The sequence below is a fragment of the Bacteroides sp. 44_46 genome, assembly GCF_001915465.1.
Classification (GTDB): domain Bacteria; phylum Bacteroidota; class Bacteroidia; order Bacteroidales; family Bacteroidaceae; genus Bacteroides; species Bacteroides clarus.
Genome location: NZ_MNQO01000019.1, coordinates 247948 through 263486 on the forward strand (window position 1 = coordinate 247948; position 15539 = coordinate 263486).

The 15539-nt window shown below is 47.7% G+C and carries 14 protein-coding genes, 1 tRNA gene and 1 riboswitch; of the genes, 9 read left to right on the plus strand and 6 right to left on the minus strand.

What is annotated here, in order from left to right; translation table 11 throughout:
• The first annotated feature begins 3 nt into the window (after nucleotides 1-3).
• Together BHV73_RS12130 and BHV73_RS12135 are read left to right on the plus strand one after the other, a co-directional pair.
• Nucleotides 4-1113: an AI-2E family transporter gene (locus BHV73_RS12130; RefSeq protein ID WP_022219487.1), complete on the plus strand. Its 1110-nt coding sequence runs from the start codon at nucleotides 4-6 to the stop codon at nucleotides 1111-1113.
• 100 nt (nucleotides 1114-1213) lie between these two features.
• A tRNA-Lys gene (locus BHV73_RS12135) sits at nucleotides 1214-1289 on the plus strand.
• Nucleotides 1290-1480: 191 nt separating this feature from the next.
• Here the strand turns inward: BHV73_RS12135 and BHV73_RS12140 are convergent.
• Nucleotides 1481-2023, minus strand: coding sequence for a hypothetical protein (locus BHV73_RS12140; RefSeq protein ID WP_181986734.1), 543 nt, complete (start codon nucleotides 2021-2023; stop codon nucleotides 1481-1483).
• Between the two features lie 131 nt (nucleotides 2024-2154).
• On the opposite strand from BHV73_RS12140, the gene BHV73_RS12145 reads away from it, so the two are divergent.
• On the plus strand, nucleotides 2155-2403 hold the full coding sequence (locus BHV73_RS12145; protein ID WP_009122890.1) for a hypothetical protein: 249 nt from the start codon (nucleotides 2155-2157) through the stop codon (nucleotides 2401-2403).
• A gap of 92 nt (nucleotides 2404-2495) precedes the next feature.
• Here the strand turns inward: BHV73_RS12145 and BHV73_RS12150 are convergent, their stop codons facing one another.
• Complete coding sequence (locus BHV73_RS12150) at nucleotides 2496-3347, minus strand: mechanosensitive ion channel family protein (protein ID WP_087413395.1); 852 nt, start codon at nucleotides 3345-3347, stop codon at nucleotides 2496-2498.
• A 123-nt stretch (nucleotides 3348-3470) separates the two neighbouring features.
• Nucleotides 3471-3567: riboswitch (TPP riboswitch) on the plus strand.
• Nucleotides 3568-3602: 35 nt separating this feature from the next.
• Between BHV73_RS12150 and BHV73_RS12155 the strand changes: the two genes are divergently transcribed.
• From BHV73_RS12155 to BHV73_RS12165, 3 genes are read left to right on the plus strand one after another with little or no spacing between them, the layout of a single operon-like run.
• Entirely contained in the window at nucleotides 3603-5837 is a 2235-nt protein-coding gene (locus BHV73_RS12155) for a TonB-dependent receptor (RefSeq protein ID WP_087413394.1), read from the plus strand.
• 8 nt (nucleotides 5838-5845) lie between these two features.
• Nucleotides 5846-6463 carry a nicotinamide riboside transporter PnuC gene (pnuC, locus tag BHV73_RS12160; RefSeq protein ID WP_087413393.1) on the plus strand — a complete coding sequence of 206 codons (618 nt, stop codon included), beginning with the start codon at nucleotides 5846-5848 and terminating at the stop codon, nucleotides 6461-6463.
• A 31-nt stretch (nucleotides 6464-6494) separates the two neighbouring features.
• On the plus strand, nucleotides 6495-7130 hold the full coding sequence (locus BHV73_RS12165) for a thiamine diphosphokinase (RefSeq protein WP_022219480.1): 636 nt from the start codon (nucleotides 6495-6497) through the stop codon (nucleotides 7128-7130).
• Here the strand turns inward: BHV73_RS12165 and BHV73_RS12170 are convergent.
• The gene (locus BHV73_RS12170; protein ID WP_087413392.1) at nucleotides 7057-7998 is read right to left on the minus strand and encodes a DMT family transporter; all 942 of its coding nucleotides are present in this window, start codon (nucleotides 7996-7998) and stop codon (nucleotides 7057-7059) included. The two genes, BHV73_RS12165 and BHV73_RS12170, sit on opposite strands and share 74 nt — an antisense overlap.
• A gap of 128 nt (nucleotides 7999-8126) precedes the next feature.
• Here BHV73_RS12170 and BHV73_RS12175 point away from each other — a divergent pair, with 128 nt between their 5' ends.
• Both BHV73_RS12175 and BHV73_RS12180 read left to right on the plus strand, forming a co-directional pair.
• Entirely contained in the window at nucleotides 8127-8294 is a 168-nt protein-coding gene (locus BHV73_RS12175) for a hypothetical protein (protein ID WP_164470644.1), read from the plus strand.
• A complete protein-coding gene (locus BHV73_RS12180) occupies nucleotides 8279-8599 on the plus strand; it encodes a type II toxin-antitoxin system RelE/ParE family toxin (RefSeq protein ID WP_087413391.1) in 321 nt (106 codons plus the stop codon). Before BHV73_RS12175 ends, BHV73_RS12180 begins: the two co-directional genes overlap by 16 nt.
• A gap of 161 nt (nucleotides 8600-8760) precedes the next feature.
• Here BHV73_RS12180 and thrC read toward each other — a convergent pair whose 3' ends face one another.
• From thrC to thrA, 3 genes are all read right to left on the minus strand, one after another.
• Nucleotides 8761-10062: a threonine synthase gene (thrC, locus tag BHV73_RS12185; RefSeq protein WP_087413390.1), complete on the minus strand. Its 1302-nt coding sequence runs from the start codon at nucleotides 10060-10062 to the stop codon at nucleotides 8761-8763.
• Nucleotides 10059-11312, minus strand: a complete 1254-nt coding sequence (locus BHV73_RS12190; protein ID WP_087413389.1) for a cofactor-independent phosphoglycerate mutase — start codon at nucleotides 11310-11312, stop codon at nucleotides 10059-10061. Before BHV73_RS12190 ends, thrC begins: the two co-directional genes overlap by 4 nt.
• Before the next feature lie 108 nt (nucleotides 11313-11420).
• A complete protein-coding gene (gene thrA, locus BHV73_RS12195) occupies nucleotides 11421-13853 on the minus strand; it encodes a bifunctional aspartate kinase/homoserine dehydrogenase I (protein ID WP_087413388.1) in 2433 nt (810 codons plus the stop codon).
• 449 nt (nucleotides 13854-14302) lie between these two features.
• Between thrA and BHV73_RS12200 the strand changes: the two genes are divergently transcribed.
• Complete coding sequence (locus tag BHV73_RS12200; RefSeq protein WP_009122878.1) at nucleotides 14303-15340, plus strand: asparaginase; 1038 nt, start codon at nucleotides 14303-14305, stop codon at nucleotides 15338-15340.
• Nucleotides 15341-15539: the final 199 nt, after the last annotated feature.

A 15539-nucleotide genomic window follows, 5' to 3' on the forward strand; every position in this document is an offset into this window, starting at 1 on the left:
TCTATGGAACGTAAAAAGATTACATTCGACAGTTTTATCCGCGGTGTCATTTTAGGAGTTATCATTATCGGCATATTGATGCTTCTGAAGCGTTTAAGCAGCGTTCTATTGCCTTTCTTTATCGCCTGGCTTATTGCCTATCTGATATATCCGCTGGTCACATTCTTCCAGTACAGGCTAAAGTTAAAGAACAGGATCGTATCCATATTCTGCGCATTATTGGCGCTCCTGATTGTAGGTGCCGGAGCTTTCTATCTGTTAGTTCCCCCCATGATACAGGAGTGCGGCAGAGTACAGGCCTTATTGGTTCAATACTTTTCGCACGGAACATACAACAGCAATGTGCCAACCTCTCTTTCCGAATTCTTACGGGATAATATCGATGTCAAATTCATAACCGAACTATTCAATAAAGAGAACCTGCTGGATGCGCTCAAAGAGGCCGTTCCCCGTCTATGGTCTTTACTATCGGATTCCATCGACCTATTATTCAGCGTATTCACTATATTCATCATCCTGCTATACATCATCTTCATTTTATTGGACTATGAAAGTATCGCTGAAGGCTGGACACATCTCGTGCCCCTGAAATACCGTTCTTTCGTAGTGGGCATACTGAACGACGTAAAAGTAGGTATGAACAGATACTTCCGCGGGCAAGCATTCGTAGCTTTATGCGTCGGCATTTTATTCAGTATAGGCTTCCTCATCATAGACTTCCCGCTGGCCATAGGTCTCGGGCTGTTCATCGGAGCATTGAATATGGTGCCTTATCTTCAAATCATAGGTTTTGTTCCTACCATCATACTGGCAATCCTGAAAGCATCCGACACGGGTGGGAATTTCTGGATAATCATCGCCTCGGCCATGGCGGTATTTATTGTAGTGCAAGCTATTCAAGACGGATTCATCGTACCGCGCGTCATGGGAAAAATTACCGGACTAAATCCCGCTATCATTCTATTGTCACTTTCTATATGGGGCTCATTAATGGGGATGTTGGGAATGATTATCGCGCTCCCGCTTACAACGTTAATGCTTTCCTATTACCAACGTTTCATTATCAACAGAGAAAATATTCATAAGACAGAACCATCTGATAATCAAACATAAGAAAACAAACAGCAAGAATAATGCAAACTTTTTTCGCCACAAGCCTTGCATATTCAATAAAAGTGCCTATCTTTGCACCCGCTTAACAGCAATAAGGATTGATTCGCTAGCTCAGCAGGTAGAGCACAACACTTTTAATGTTGGGGTCTTGGGTTCGAGCCCCAAGCGGATCACCAAAGAGGAAGCTACCACATGGCTTCCTCTTTTTTTATCACATACCGATAACAAATCCATCCTACGGAACGAATAAATCCGCCTCACGAGCCAAATTATTTCATCCCGCGGGAGGATTTATTTCGTCCCGCAAGACGAAATTATTCAGCTCACGGGACAAAACCAGCCGCCATTAACAAAGCTTTGTCCGTAACTATATTCCCTTCTTTATGACCGGAAGTCCAAATCCGCCCCGAATTAAAGACAGCACTTTCGGCTTCCCTTTCCGTGCTTTCCGGTAGACGGCACGAGAAACATGCAATGTCTCCACCTTACCATTATCAAAGGCAACTTCCAGATAATATTCATAGCGCATGCCATCGGACACATAGCGGTGTTTTCCTACCCTACGCCTTTTTTCATGCTGCTCCATACGTTTATCGAGTACGGTTACTGTTACCTCATGCTCGGAAGCGGCATCCGCCGACAGGTAGTTGCCGGCAAGGAACAATACATAGCAGACGGAACCTACGCACACCAAATGGCAGAGCACATTCACAATTCTGTTCTCCATGGTCGTCAGCCATATCCATTTCCGGTAGAGAGGAAGCGTCAGCATGCCCGCCGCCAATGCTACGCCAACGGGTATCCACCAGGCTGCCAACGTTTTCTCGGAAATCACATATCCCATAGCGCCCGAAAACAACACAACCAAGACAACAAAAATGCGTAATATTTTAATAAACAGAGTTCCCATCGCTTCAATTTGTATTTTCCTGCAAATATAAAAATAAAAGCGACATAACAAATTCTCCCGTACCGCATTCCGCATGAACTAACTTACCCGACGGAACGTTATAACCATACTAACTTAAAGAAGCAACCATCATGGAAAAAAACTTGATTCATAGTAATGAATTGCATTTCATTGACAAGAAACGCATTCACCGGGCAGTAGAGCAGCTGGTTGAGTCATTGGAGCTGGCCGCAGGGTCCACAACAGGATTCAATCTGTATGCAGTAGTAGAGAGCTATTTCACCGACTTGGACAAACGAAGGGAAATAAACCGTTTGCTCCATCTTGAGCAAAATATTTGCGAAGAAGTGGAAGAAGAACTCGGAGTATACGAAATGTAAAACAATGTATGTACATCGATACAAAAAGGAAGCTGCATTTTTTGATGCAGCTTCCTTTTTGTATCATATTTCTTCCGTATTCGGATTCCTTATCAATCCTTTGCCTGATGTACCGTCAACTGCGGGAACGGGAAACCGATTCCTTCCTCGTTGAATACAGTATAAATGGTCTTGTTCATATCAAAATAAACTCCCCAGTAATCACTGCTCTTCACCCAAACACGGATAACTACGTTCACGCTGCTGGCATCCAAAGCATGCAGGGCCACAAAAGGTTCCGGAGTATCCAATACGCGGCTGTCTGCCGCAAGTACACGGCGCACGGTGCTTTCCACCTTGTCGTAATTCTCGCCATACTCCACACCGATAATCCATTCCACGCGACGGGTGTCTTCCCGACTGTAATTAGTCACGGTTCCACTGCTTAAAGCGCCGTTGGGAATATAAATCACCTTATTGTCGGACGTAGTAAGGATGGTATGGAATATCTGGATTTCGCGCACCGTACCGGATACACCCTGACTTTCAATCCAGTCGCCCACCTTGAACGGACGGAATAACAAAACGATAAGTCCGCCGGCAAAATTCTGCAGATTACCGGACAGCGCCATACCTATCGCCACACCGGCAGACGCCAGCAAAGCGGCAAACGAAGTCGTCTCGACCCCCAACTTACCGATAACGGCTATAATCAGCAGAATTGTCAGCAGTATGTTCACAAGGCTCTTGACGAAGCTCTGAATACTTGCATCGATATTCCGCTTCACAAGAAGTTTGGACACCAGCTTTTTGATGAAAGAAATAAGGAAACGTCCCACCACAAAGATGATAGCCGCTCCTATGATACGGCCGCCGGCTCCCACTCCCCAGTCTATCAGTTGCTGCATAAAAATCTGAAGTTTGCTGAAGCCCTCTTCAGAAGCCTGGACGGCAAACACCGCCATTAATAAAGATGATAACATAATGATTTATAGTTTATAAATTACTGAATGCAAAATTAACAAATAAATCTATTTTCCGTTCACATTATTTGTACCTTTCGGCCAAAAGAGATACTTTTGCACCCGATTTCAACTAAGGGGTGCCCTAATATGACGGGCTGAGAACATACCCATTGACCTGATCCGGGTAGTGCCGGCGGAGGGAAAAGAAGAAAAGTTCCCCTTTTCTGTATTCATCTTTAATAGTTTAAATTGCAAATGAGAAAGTATGCAATGGCGGCATGTCTGTTTATGGCAGCGCTGAATGTCTGTGCACAGACAAAGGAAAAAGACAGTCTGCGAGTGATAGACTTGCAGGAGGTAGAGATTATCTCCACACGTGCCACAGGAACCACTCCGGTGGCGTTTACCAACATCAACAAAGAACAACTTAAAAAGCAGAACTTCGGTCAGGACTTGCCGTATCTGTTGAGCATGACACCTTCCGCCATCACCACCAGCGATGCCGGAGCGGGTATCGGCTACACTACGTTAAGAGTTCGCGGCACAGACGGAACCCGTATCAACGTCACCGCCAACGGCATTCCCATCAACGATGCCGAAAGCCATAATGTATTCTGGGTGAACCTGCCCGACTTCGCATCGTCCGTCAAAGACATGCAGATACAACGCGGCGCAGGAACTTCCACCAATGGCGCAGGAGCTTTCGGAGCCAGCATCAACATGCAGACCGGAGACTTCTCGCTGAAACCGTATGCCGAGCTGAACGGTTCGTACGGCTCGTTCAATACGCACAAAGAAACGGTAAAAGCAGGTACAGGACTTATCAACGGGCATTGGTCTTTCGACGCCCGCCTGTCCAATATCAGTTCGGACGGATACATCGACCGCGCATCGGTCGGGCTGAACTCTTACTACCTGCAAGGCGGGTATTACAACGACAACACCTCTGTCAAACTGATAACGTTCGGCGGTAAAGAACGCACTTACCATGCCTGGAATTACGCCAGCAAAGAAGAAATGGAAAAATACGGCCGCCGCTACAACTCCTGCGGGTATATGTACACCGACGACAACGGCATAGACCACTTCTACGAAGACCAGACTGACAATTACGTACAGAAGAATTATCAGCTGCTTTTCAACCACAACTTCACTTCCGCCTGGAATGTAAACGCAGGTCTGCACTACACCAAAGGAGACGGCTACTATCAAGAGTACAAAGACGGACGCGAGCTGGTGGAATACGGCCTGCTTCCGTACGAACACGACGGTGAAACCGTAAACGAGAGCGACCTTATCCGCAAAAAAGCAATGGACAACCGCTTCGGCGGCGGTATCTTCTCCGTTAATTATAAGGGTGACCGCCTTCACGCATCCCTCGGCGGCGGGCTGAACCGCTATGACGGCGACCACTTCGGCAAAGTGTTGTGGGTGAAGAACTACATCGGCAACCTCGACCCCGACAAAGACTACTACCGCAACAATGCCACCAAGAATGACGGTAACCTCTACCTGAAAGCCGACTACGAGTTGTGCAACGGTCTCAATGTCTATGCGGATTTACAGTACCGCCACATCTCTTATAAGATGTATGGACAGAACGACAAGTGGAACAGCGTTACCAATGACGGCTTGCAGCAACTCGCCATTCACGAGAAGTTCGACTTCTTCAATCCCAAAGCCGGACTGTCGTGGCAGCTCAACCGTAACAACCGGATATACGGTTCGTTCAGCGTAGCCCACAAAGAGCCGACGCGCAACAACTATACGGACGGCAAGTTCACCGAGCATCCCAAAGCAGAGCGTTTGTTCGACTACGAGCTGGGTTACACCTTTGCCGATTCATGGCTGACATTCGGTGCCAACCTATACTACATGGATTACAAAGACCAGTTGGTGCTGACCGGCGAACTGAATGAAATCGGTGAAGCCGTAGCCGCCAATGTGCCCGACAGCTATCGCATGGGTATCGAACTGATGGCAGGCTTAAAGCTGCCTTACGGCTTCCAATGGGACATCAACGCCACTTTGAGCCGTAACCGCGTAGAGAACTTCACCGAAACCCTTTACGAGAACGAAGACCCGGCGGGCGAAAAGTGGAGCACCTATCTGGGCGACACTCACATCGCCTTCTCTCCCGACTTCCTGCTGAACAACCGCTTCGGCTATACTTACAAAGGCTTTGAAGCATCTTTGCAATCACAATACGTCAGCAAGCAATACATGAGCAACCTGGACTGTAAAGACCATATTCTGGATGCCTATTTCGTCAGCAACCTGAACTTATCATACACGTTTACGTTACCCAAAATAAAGTCGGTAACCATAGGCTGTACCGTCTACAACCTCTTCAATGAAGAGTACGAAAACAACGGCTACGCAGGCAGCGGTTTCTATTACGAGGGCGGGCAGAAAGTACGCTACAATTATGCAGGATATGCGGCGCAGGCCGGTACCAATGTATTAGGACATATCTCTTTGCGTTTCTGAACTTGATTATGGAGCAGACACTCGAAATTATCGGAACACTTGTCGGACTTCTCTACCTCTGGCTGGAATATCGGGCAAGCATCTATCTTTGGATAGCGGGCATCATCATGCCCGCCATCTACATCTTCGTGTACTACAACGCGGGTCTGTACGCGGATTTCGGTATCAACATCTACTATCTCGGAGCCGCCATATACGGCTGGACGATGTGGAAGTACGGAGCATTCCTGCGGCGTACCATCCTGAAAAGAAAAGCCTCGGAAGCGGAAAACCGGCAACAGGAGTTACCCATCACCCGCATGCCGCTGCGGTATCTGCTACCGCTCGTTGCGGTATTTGCCGTCACTCTTACGGGCATTGCCTGGATACTTATCAACTTTACAGACAGCAATGTTCCGTGGCTTGACTCCTTTACCACCGCGCTCAGCATTGTCGGCATGTGGATGCTGGCGCGCAAATACGTGGAGCAATGGTGGGCATGGATAGGCGTAGACGCTGTAAGCACAGGTCTGTACATCTATAAGGGACTTGATTTTACCGCCGCACTATACGGCCTTTACACAATAATCGCTATCTTTGGCTACTTCAAATGGAAAAAGATGATGAAGCAAGAGGCTGATTTATGATTTATAAATTCCGATTTATCAATTATCGACTATGAAAGTGGATGCTGTAATTTTAGCCAACGGAGAATACCCTGCCGCCGCCCCGCCTTTACAAATATTGGCGGACGCTCCCTACGTAATCTGCTGCGACGGCGGCGCGGACGAATATATCCGGAACGGACATATCCCCAATCTTATTATAGGTGACGGCGACTCCATCAGCGAGGAGAATCGCAAGAAGTACGGATATCTGCTCCACCGCATTTCCGAACAAGATACGAACGACCAGACGAAAGCCGTCAACTATCTGTTATCACAAGGCAAACGCCGGATAGCCATCGTAGGCGCCACCGGCAAACGCGAAGACCACACCTTGGGAAACATCAGCCTGCTCATGGACTATATGCGTGCAGGAGCCGATGTTCGTACCTATACAGACCATGGCGTCTTTATCCCTTGCCGGGACACACGTACCTTTGCCTGCCGGCCGGGGCAGCAAGTATCCATCATCAACTTCAATGCCCGCAACCTGCATGGGCTTGGTTTGGTATATCCTCTCAGCGACTTCACCAACTGGTGGCAGGGCACTCTCAACGAATGTACCGGGACAGAATTTACGATTGAGGCTGAAGGAGAGTATTTGGTCTTTTTGAATTTCCCTCAGCCACTTCCACAAAGTACACGCTGATACAAATCATGGCAATGGCGACGGCCTGCGTCCAACTGAACCGGTCTTGTCCCAAAGCAAGGGAGACAACCGTGGTCACTACCAATATCAGATAACTGTAAATAGCGACAACGGTAGTCTTCAGGTACTTCAATCCGATAGGAACCAGAAAATAGCTGAGATAAGTAGGGAAAATAAGCACAAATGCAAGTACCGCCCATGCCGTCCAGTGCCACTCGCCTCTCCAGGCATCTGTAAACATCGGCGCATCCCACCCCATCACGGATGAAACGATTATTCCGGAAACAGCCGCACCGCCAAAGATGTATTTCATCATCGTCACTACTCCTACCTTCTCCAACAACTTCTTGCTCACAATCAGGTAAATCGCAAAAACAAACGAGCTAATCATACAAAGCAGATTACCGGTGAACGCATCGTGTGCCAAATCATCGCTGCCCTGCGTCAGGATACACAGCATCGCACCGCCAAAACCCAAAGCGATACCGATAATCTTCATCACCGTAGCTTTCTCATGCAGAAAGAATACCGAAATAAGAAACACCCAGATAGGCTGCATCGAATTGAATATGGCACTCGACACCGGAGTGGTTTTGCTGATGCCCAGCAGATAGCAGAACATAAATCCGTAAAGCCCGAACGCTCCCAGGCAGAACAGCATGAGGCGTTGCTTTTTTGTAACCGCCGCTTCCTTTATGAAGCAACCCGTCACCCAAAAAGCCACCGCCGCAAACACGCACCGTATGGTGACACCCGTTAAAGCTCCCAACCACAAAGGCAACAAATACTTCAATCCGTTCATGTTCAGACCCGCCATGACACGGGATGCAACCATACTGAGATTGGCTTCCAGCTTTTTATCTTTCATGAGACTATCTACATTGAGTTTGAGGTATTGAAAACGTACGGTACCGGAAAATGTTCGGAAACAAGCGGAGCCTTATCCTAAACAATTCATAACTTTACAACGTTTTAAGGGAAACAGGAGACTGAAAAATGAAAGAAACAGAACCGAAGCAAACGTCACAACCCGCCAAACAGATACTCGTGTTCTCCACCCGCTTACGCCAAGACATTCAAACCGCCTGCCGGCAACTGGAGAACGGAGAAGGACAAGAAAATATAACCATCAATAAGGAGGCTGAGTCATGGTTAAACAAATAAATTGGTCGCCACTCGCCAAAGAAGAGCTCAGAAATCTGTTGCTGTCCTCCCTGCAAAAGCACGGGAATAAAGAGCAGGGAAAGGTCATATATTCGCTCTTTCAAAATGCGCTCCACCACATTACTCTAAATCCTTTTATCGGACAAGCCACGGAAGCGGATAATATACGATATATCACTCCCCACCCCGACTATACGCTATTCTACCGCCACAGCCTTCTGAAAATAGAAGTACTGGTGCTTTGGAACAACAGCCACAAAGCCGGAAAGATAAAGACCATTCTCAAAGAAAAGCCAAAGTGTTAAAACGAGTATTAGTTCTCATCCCGTCATTTAGAGGAACCTTGCGGCGAAGAATCCCCTCTCTTGTATGCAAGGAGAAGGGATTCTTCACTTCGTTCCGAATGACGGGATGAGAACTAATACTCGTTTTGGCGTATCACCATCTTATTAGAAAGAGTGAGTAATCAGATACTCATCAAATAACGCTTGAAGTCCGCAAAGTCTTTCGACATGGGCAGGCTTTTCTTTTCGCCACGCATAAAGGCTTGCAGCTTCTCCGGTATCCGCACCGCTTCACCGATAATATTCTCCACCGTGTCTTTGAACTTGGCAGGGTGAGCCGTCTCCAGGAAGACTCCCGTCTCGCCCGGTTGCAAGCCCTCTTGCAATGCACGGAAACCGCATGCGCCATGAGGATCGAGCAAATAACGCTCATTCTTCCAAACATCTTTCATGGTTTCGGCAATCTGTTCGTCCGTATAAGTAGCGCCGCTTATCTCTGCCGAGATAGCCGCATGACTACCGCCATAGAGGTCGAGGACACGCGCAAAGTTGCTCGGGTCGCCCACATCCATGGCATTGGCAATCGTGGCGATACTGGGGCGCGGCGTATAAACACCCGTCTGCAAATATTGATAGAATATGTCGTTACGGTTATTGGATGCTATGAAACGCTTCACCGGCAGTCCCATACGTTTGCCGAACAAACCTGCCGTTATATTACCGAAGTTACCGCTTGGCACGCAGATTACGGCATCAGCGGCCTTTCCCGCCCGCTTCAATTGCGCATAAGCATAGAAATAGTAGAAAGCCTGCGGCAGGAAACGCGCCACATTAATGGAATTGGCGCTGGTCAGTTGCAAACGGCTGTTAAGTTCCTTGTCCATGAAAGCCGCTTTCACCAATGCCTGACAGTCGTCGAACGTACCGTCCACTTCAAGAGCCGTGATATTCTTTCCCAGTGTAGTGAATTGCTTTTCCTGAATTTCACTGACCTTGCCTTTCGGATAAAGCACATAAACATGGATACCTTCCACGCCGAGGAAGCCATTGGCTACGGCACTGCCCGTATCGCCCGAGGTGGCAACCAGTACATTCACCTGCTTCTTACCCTCTTTTCTGATGAAATAGCCCAGCAAACGCGCCATAAAACGACCGCCTACATCCTTAAAGGCAAGTGTGGGTCCATGGAACAATTCGAGGGAGTAGATGTTTTCCGTCACCTTCACCAAAGGAACGTCGAAACTCAATGTATCATATACGATCTGCTTCAATGTGTCTGCCGGAACATCTTCGCCAAAGAAAGCATCCGCTACCCGATAAGCTATCTCCTGAAAACCGAGCGTATCGATGCTGTCGTAAAATTCCTGCGGCAACGGTTTGATGGTAAAGGGCATGAAAAGCCCTTTGTCTGCGGCAAGCCCTTTCACTACGGCTTCTTCGAGGGTAACGTCGGGGGCTTGTTTGTTGGTACTGTAATATTTCATAACTCTTTCATAAATTCGTTTATAAACTCATCTTCTTTCATCAGGCCGTAGCTGCCGCTGCAAGCGGCAACCTCATCGAAAGTCTGCACTTCGTCCGGCTCGATGCCCGGATACCAGATAAAGAAAGGTATCGGTTCGTTGGTGTGCGTACGCAGTTCGCAAGGAGTGGGATGGTCTGGTAAAACGGCTATTGCGACAGGCTCTTCCCAACCTTTCACTGCTTCATAGATAGGACCTACGGCACGGCTGTCCAAGTTCTCAATGGTCAGCATCTTCAAGGAAACATCTCCTTCGTGCCCGGCCTCATCGCTGGCCTCGATATGCAGATAAACGAAATCATCCGTTTTCAAGGCATCAAGGGCGGCAGCCACTTTATTCTCGTAGTTGGTATCGTACAGTCCGGTCGCACCTTCCACCGTCAGACGGCGCAGTCCGGCATAATAGCCGATACCGTTAATCAAGTCTACGGCAGAGATAACAGCGCCTTTCTTCACTTGAGGAAACTTATCCGAGAGTTTCTCCATCTGCGGACGATACCCCGGACTCCACGGCCAAATACTGTTAGCCGGGTCTTTACCTTCGGCCGCACGTTTCCTGTTCACGGGATGCTCTTTCAGCAGCTCCTGCGACCGCATGATTAAGTCGTTAATCAGGTCGGCGGTTTGCTGCGGGGTTAAATCGGCTTGTCCTTCGGGAACAGTGATACCCTCCGTACCGGGCATAGGCTTCACCAGCAACGGCCGATAGGGTTTCAGGGGAACATCATGCGGAGGAGTACAGTCTATCCGCTTGTCTCCGCCTTTTATTACCAGCAAATGCCGGTATTGCACACCTGTATGGAAGCGCACACGCTCACTGCCCAAATGTTCCTGCAGATACTTCACCAGTACATCGGCTTCTTCGGTCGTGATATGTCCCGCCGAATGATTCTTTATATCATCCCCTTCAATACAGATAATATTACAGCGCATCGCCATTTCACCCGGCTTCAGGTCTACTCCGATACTCGCCGCTTCCAACGGACCGCGTCCCTCGTATACTTTCGGCAAGTCATAGCCCAAAACAGACATATTGGCCACCTCGCTACCCGGATGAAAACCATCGGCAACAGTCTTCAACCTGCCTACACGTCCCATCCCTGCGAGCTTATCCATATAGGGCGTTTTGGCAGCCTGCAACAAAGTCTTGTCTCCCAAAGACTTTACAGGCCAGTCGGCCATACCGTCGCCCAATATAATAATGTGTTTCATCTTTGTAAATGAAGAATTAAGAATGAAGAATGATGAATTAAAAATGATAAATTAAGAACCACCGCGCAACCCGAATTCTTCATTCTTAATTCTTCATTCTTCATTTAATTAAACGTTCGCAATACTCATAATATCCGCAAATACCCCCGCAGCCGTTACACCCGCACCGGCTCCGTAACCCTGTATCATCATAGGATATTCCTTATAACGCTCTGTGGTCAGCAAGATAATGTTGTTACTGCCTTCCAGACCGTAGAACGGATGGTTGACACCGACCTCCTGCAATCCTACGGATGCCTTGCCGTTCTCCAGCTTGGCAACGAAACGCCAGTGCTTGTTTTCCGCTTCCAATACCTTGCGGCGTGCTTCAAAGTCGGCGTCAAGGCTCGGCACTTTCTTCCAGAAATCATCCAAAGAACCTTCAAAGAAGTCATCAGGTACAAAGAGGTTCTTTTCCACATCGCTTTGTTCGATGCGATAACCGGCTTCACGCGCCAGAATCACCAGTTTGCGGATTACATCCTTGCCGCTAAGGTCGATACGCGGGTCTGGTTCGGAATAACGTTCCTCCTGAGCCATCTTAATGGTCTTGCTGAAAGGAATATCCGCGCTTATCTTGTTGAAGATATAATTCAGTGTACCGCTCAGCACGGCTTCAATCTTCAGTATCTTGTCGCCGCTATGGATAAGGTCGTTAATGGTATTGATGATGGGCAGACCTGCACCGACGTTTGTCTCAAACAAATATTTCACACCGCGCTGGCGGGCTATCTGCTTCAACTCACGATAGTTTTCGTATTCCGAAGAAGCGGCAATCTTATTGGCGGCAACTACCGATACGTTGTGCATCAGAAGGTCTTTATACAGGGAAGCCACTCCCGCGCTCGCCGTACAATCCACGAATACGGAGTTAAAGATGTTCATGCCGATAATCTCGTCACGGAGCGTATCCAAAGAACTCTCCTTGCCTTTCTCCGCCAACTCTTCACGGAAACGTCCCAAGTCAAAGCCCTCACGACCGAACATGGCTTTGGACGCATCGGCAATGCCTACCACATTCAGTTGCAAACCGTTCTCCTGCATCAACTTCTGACGCTGGCTGTGAATCTGTTCTATCAAACTGCCGCCTACCGTGCCAACACCGCATATAAAGAGGTTCAACACCTGATATTCCGACAGGAAGAAAGAATCATGGATAACATTCAGGGACTTGCGCAGAGACTTGCTGTCCACCACAAACGAAATATTCGTTTCCGAAGCGCCCTGTGCACAGGCTATCACATTGATACCGTTACGTCCCAGCGTACCGAACAACTTACCGGCAATACCCGGTGTATGCTTCATGTTCTCGCCAACGATAGCCACCGTAGCCAAATCCTTTTCCGCCTGTATGGGCGAAATCTCTCCCATCTCAATCTCTTTGGCAAACTCCTCGTTCAGCACTTCGCAAGCCAGGTCGGCATCTGCATTACGCACACCGATGGAAGTAGAGTTCTCCGAAGATGCCTGTGATACGAGGAACACGCTGATACCATTCTTTGCCAAAGCCTTGAAGATACGGTAGTTCACACCAATCACGCCCACCATACCGAGCCCCTGTACCGTTATCAGGCTCGTATCGTTAATGGACGAAATACCTTTAATGGCTTTGCTCTGCGGATTGGAAACCTCTTGCTTGATAACGGTTCCCGCTCCTTCGGGATTGAAAGTATTCTTTATTATAATAGGTATGTTCTTATGGCAAACCGGATAAATGGTAGGCGGATACACCACTTTAGCCCCGAAGTTACAAAGCTCCGTAGCCTCTACATAGCTCAGCTCATTAATAGTGTAGGCAGTGGAAATCACACGCGGGTCGGCGGTCATGAAACCATCCACATCCGTCCAGATTTCCAGCGCATCGGCATCCAATGCCGCGGCTATAATGGCAGCCGTATAGTCGGAACCGCCGCGACCGAGGTTAGTCACCTCGCCCGTAATCTTGTCCGTAGAGATAAATCCCGGAACCAATACGCGTTTAGGCATATCCTTGAACGTCTCACGTACCAAAGAGGTGGTAAGTTCCGTATCCAATACATGCTTGGAATGTTTCTTCTCCGTTTTGATGAACCGGCGCGAATCAAACCATTCAGCGCCCGTCAGTTGCGCCGCAATAATAGATGAAAGGCGTTCGCCGTAACTCACAATCGTATCGGATGTCTTTTGCGAAAGGTCTTTTATCAGATAAATTCCCTGGAAGATGTCCTTCAATTCGTTAAGCAACTCTCCCACCTGGCGTTGCAGTGATACTTGCGCTTCGCCTGCCGGAATTACTTCCTTTATCATTTCCACATGACGATAGACAATCTCACGAAACTCGTTTTCATAAGAGGAGTCACCGGCCGCCGCCATTTTCGAAGTATTAATCAGTTTGTCCGTAATACCGCCCAATGCGGATACTACCACTATTAAGGGTTCGTTTATAGCCTCTACAATTCTCTTAACGCTTAAAATACTGTTCGCGGAACCTACGGATGTTCCGCCGAATTTTATTACTTTCATTTCTTTTTATCGGATTGAAACGGTTGATACAATGTGTCAAAAACAAGCTGCCATAGCCCGTATAGACTTTAACTAAATAAGAAAAACTGCTGAAAATCGGTGTAACACGTAGAAACACAAAATACTATCCCCAACCCCTAAGGGTCATGGTACACATGGATGTGACTGTATGTTGATAGTACTTGTTCATTGTCTCTTACTGCTATCGTTTATGATAAGTGTTGCAAAAGTAACAATAAAAATATTCAAACTATCACGTTTTATGACTTTTTTGCGATAAAAATACAATTTCACCTCATAAAGGACAGAAATATGTATATATCACGGCCAACAGATTCACACTTTTCACAGCGGAAAGGCAAAAATACGAACGCAGTTTTATAACACTTTGCTATTATTTTAGAGATATATTACTATCTTTGCATAGTAACCATGTAAGAATCGAGCGTATGTCCCCAGATAACACTTCCGTTTTGTTAATTTACACCGGTGGCACTATCGGCATGATAGAGAATGCGGAAACCGGAGCTTTGGAGAACTTCAACTTCGAACATTTACAGAAGCATGTGCCCGAACTTCAGAATTTTACGTTCCGCATCGATACCTATCAGTTCGATCCGCCTATGGATTCTTCGGATATGGACCCGGATGCCTGGCGCAAACTCGTACGCATCATCAGCGACAACTACAATCGATATACAGGCTTCGTCATTCTTCACGGCACGGACACTATGGCCTACACGGCATCCGCCCTCAGTTTTATGCTCGAAGGTCTTAACAAGCCCGTCATTCTTACCGGCTCACAGCTTCCCATCGGCGTGCTTCGTACCGACGGTAAGGAAAACCTGCTGACGAGTATTGAAATAGCCACCGCCCGTCATTCCGGCGGACGGCCTATCGTACCGGAAGTATGTATCTTTTTTGAGAACCACCTGATGCGCGGCAACCGCACTACCAAAATAAATGCGGAAAACTTCAACGCTTTCCGCTCATACAATTATCCGGTACTTGCTTCCGCCGGCATACATATTAAATATAACAATGTACAGATACATACGGAAAATACACACGGACAACTGCGGCCGCATTATCTGCTTGACACCGATATTGCCATACTGAAACTCTTCCCCGGCATTCAGGAGAGCGTGGTAGATGCCATTCTTGCCATAAAAGGCCTGAAAGCCGTGGTCCTGGAAACATACGGTTCAGGGAACGCTCCCCGGAAGGAATGGTTCCTTCGCCGCCTTCATGACGCTTGCGAACAGGGCGTTGTCATCGTAAACGTTACCCAGTGCAATGCCGGTACGGTGGAAATGGAACGTTATGAAACAGGTTACCGGCTGATGCAGGCAGGCGTAGTATGCGGATATGACAGCACCACGGAATCCGCCGTGACCAAACTGATGTTTTTGTTAGGACACAACTACTCTCCCGCAGAGGTACGCGAACTGATGAACCGCCCCATTGCAGGTGAGATTACGATATAACAGGGATGCCTGTATAAGCAAGCCGGGATGAGAGTACCGGTGAGTTATGATTAAAAGCCTTATAATATGGTATTAAAAGCCTTTTAATGCTATATTATAAGGCTTTTAATACTATCTCATCATAGGGAAGAGGGCGGCAGATACAGTGAAAGAAGAAAGACGGCTCCCGCCAATATCCGGTTAAAGGTATACATCCATA

Excerpts from the sequence above, each read along its gene's own strand:
- BHV73_RS12130 (WP_022219487.1), top strand. The coding sequence starts at position 4 with ATGGAACGTAAAAAGATTACATTCGACAGTTTTATCCGCGGTGTCATT.
- BHV73_RS12140 (WP_181986734.1), bottom strand. The coding sequence starts at position 2,023 with ATGGGAACTCTGTTTATTAAAATATTACGCATTTTTGTTGTCTTGGTT.
- BHV73_RS12145 (WP_009122890.1), top strand. The coding sequence starts at position 2,155 with ATGGAAAAAAACTTGATTCATAGTAATGAATTGCATTTCATTGACAAG.
- BHV73_RS12150 (WP_087413395.1), bottom strand. The coding sequence starts at position 3,347 with ATGGCGGTGTTTGCCGTCCAGGCTTCTGAAGAGGGCTTCAGCAAACTT.
- BHV73_RS12155 (WP_087413394.1), top strand. The coding sequence starts at position 3,603 with ATGAGAAAGTATGCAATGGCGGCATGTCTGTTTATGGCAGCGCTGAAT.
- pnuC (WP_087413393.1), top strand. The coding sequence starts at position 5,846 with ATGGAGCAGACACTCGAAATTATCGGAACACTTGTCGGACTTCTCTAC.
- BHV73_RS12165 (WP_022219480.1), top strand. The coding sequence starts at position 6,495 with ATGAAAGTGGATGCTGTAATTTTAGCCAACGGAGAATACCCTGCCGCC.
- BHV73_RS12170 (WP_087413392.1), bottom strand. The coding sequence starts at position 7,998 with ATGAAAGATAAAAAGCTGGAAGCCAATCTCAGTATGGTTGCATCCCGT.
- BHV73_RS12175 (WP_164470644.1), top strand. The coding sequence starts at position 8,127 with ATGAAAGAAACAGAACCGAAGCAAACGTCACAACCCGCCAAACAGATA.
- BHV73_RS12180 (WP_087413391.1), top strand. The coding sequence starts at position 8,279 with ATGGTTAAACAAATAAATTGGTCGCCACTCGCCAAAGAAGAGCTCAGA.
- thrC (WP_087413390.1), bottom strand. The coding sequence starts at position 10,062 with ATGAAATATTACAGTACCAACAAACAAGCCCCCGACGTTACCCTCGAA.
- BHV73_RS12190 (WP_087413389.1), bottom strand. The coding sequence starts at position 11,312 with ATGAAACACATTATTATATTGGGCGACGGTATGGCCGACTGGCCTGTA.
- thrA (WP_087413388.1), bottom strand. The coding sequence starts at position 13,853 with ATGAAAGTAATAAAATTCGGCGGAACATCCGTAGGTTCCGCGAACAGT.
- BHV73_RS12200 (WP_009122878.1), top strand. The coding sequence starts at position 14,303 with ATGTCCCCAGATAACACTTCCGTTTTGTTAATTTACACCGGTGGCACT.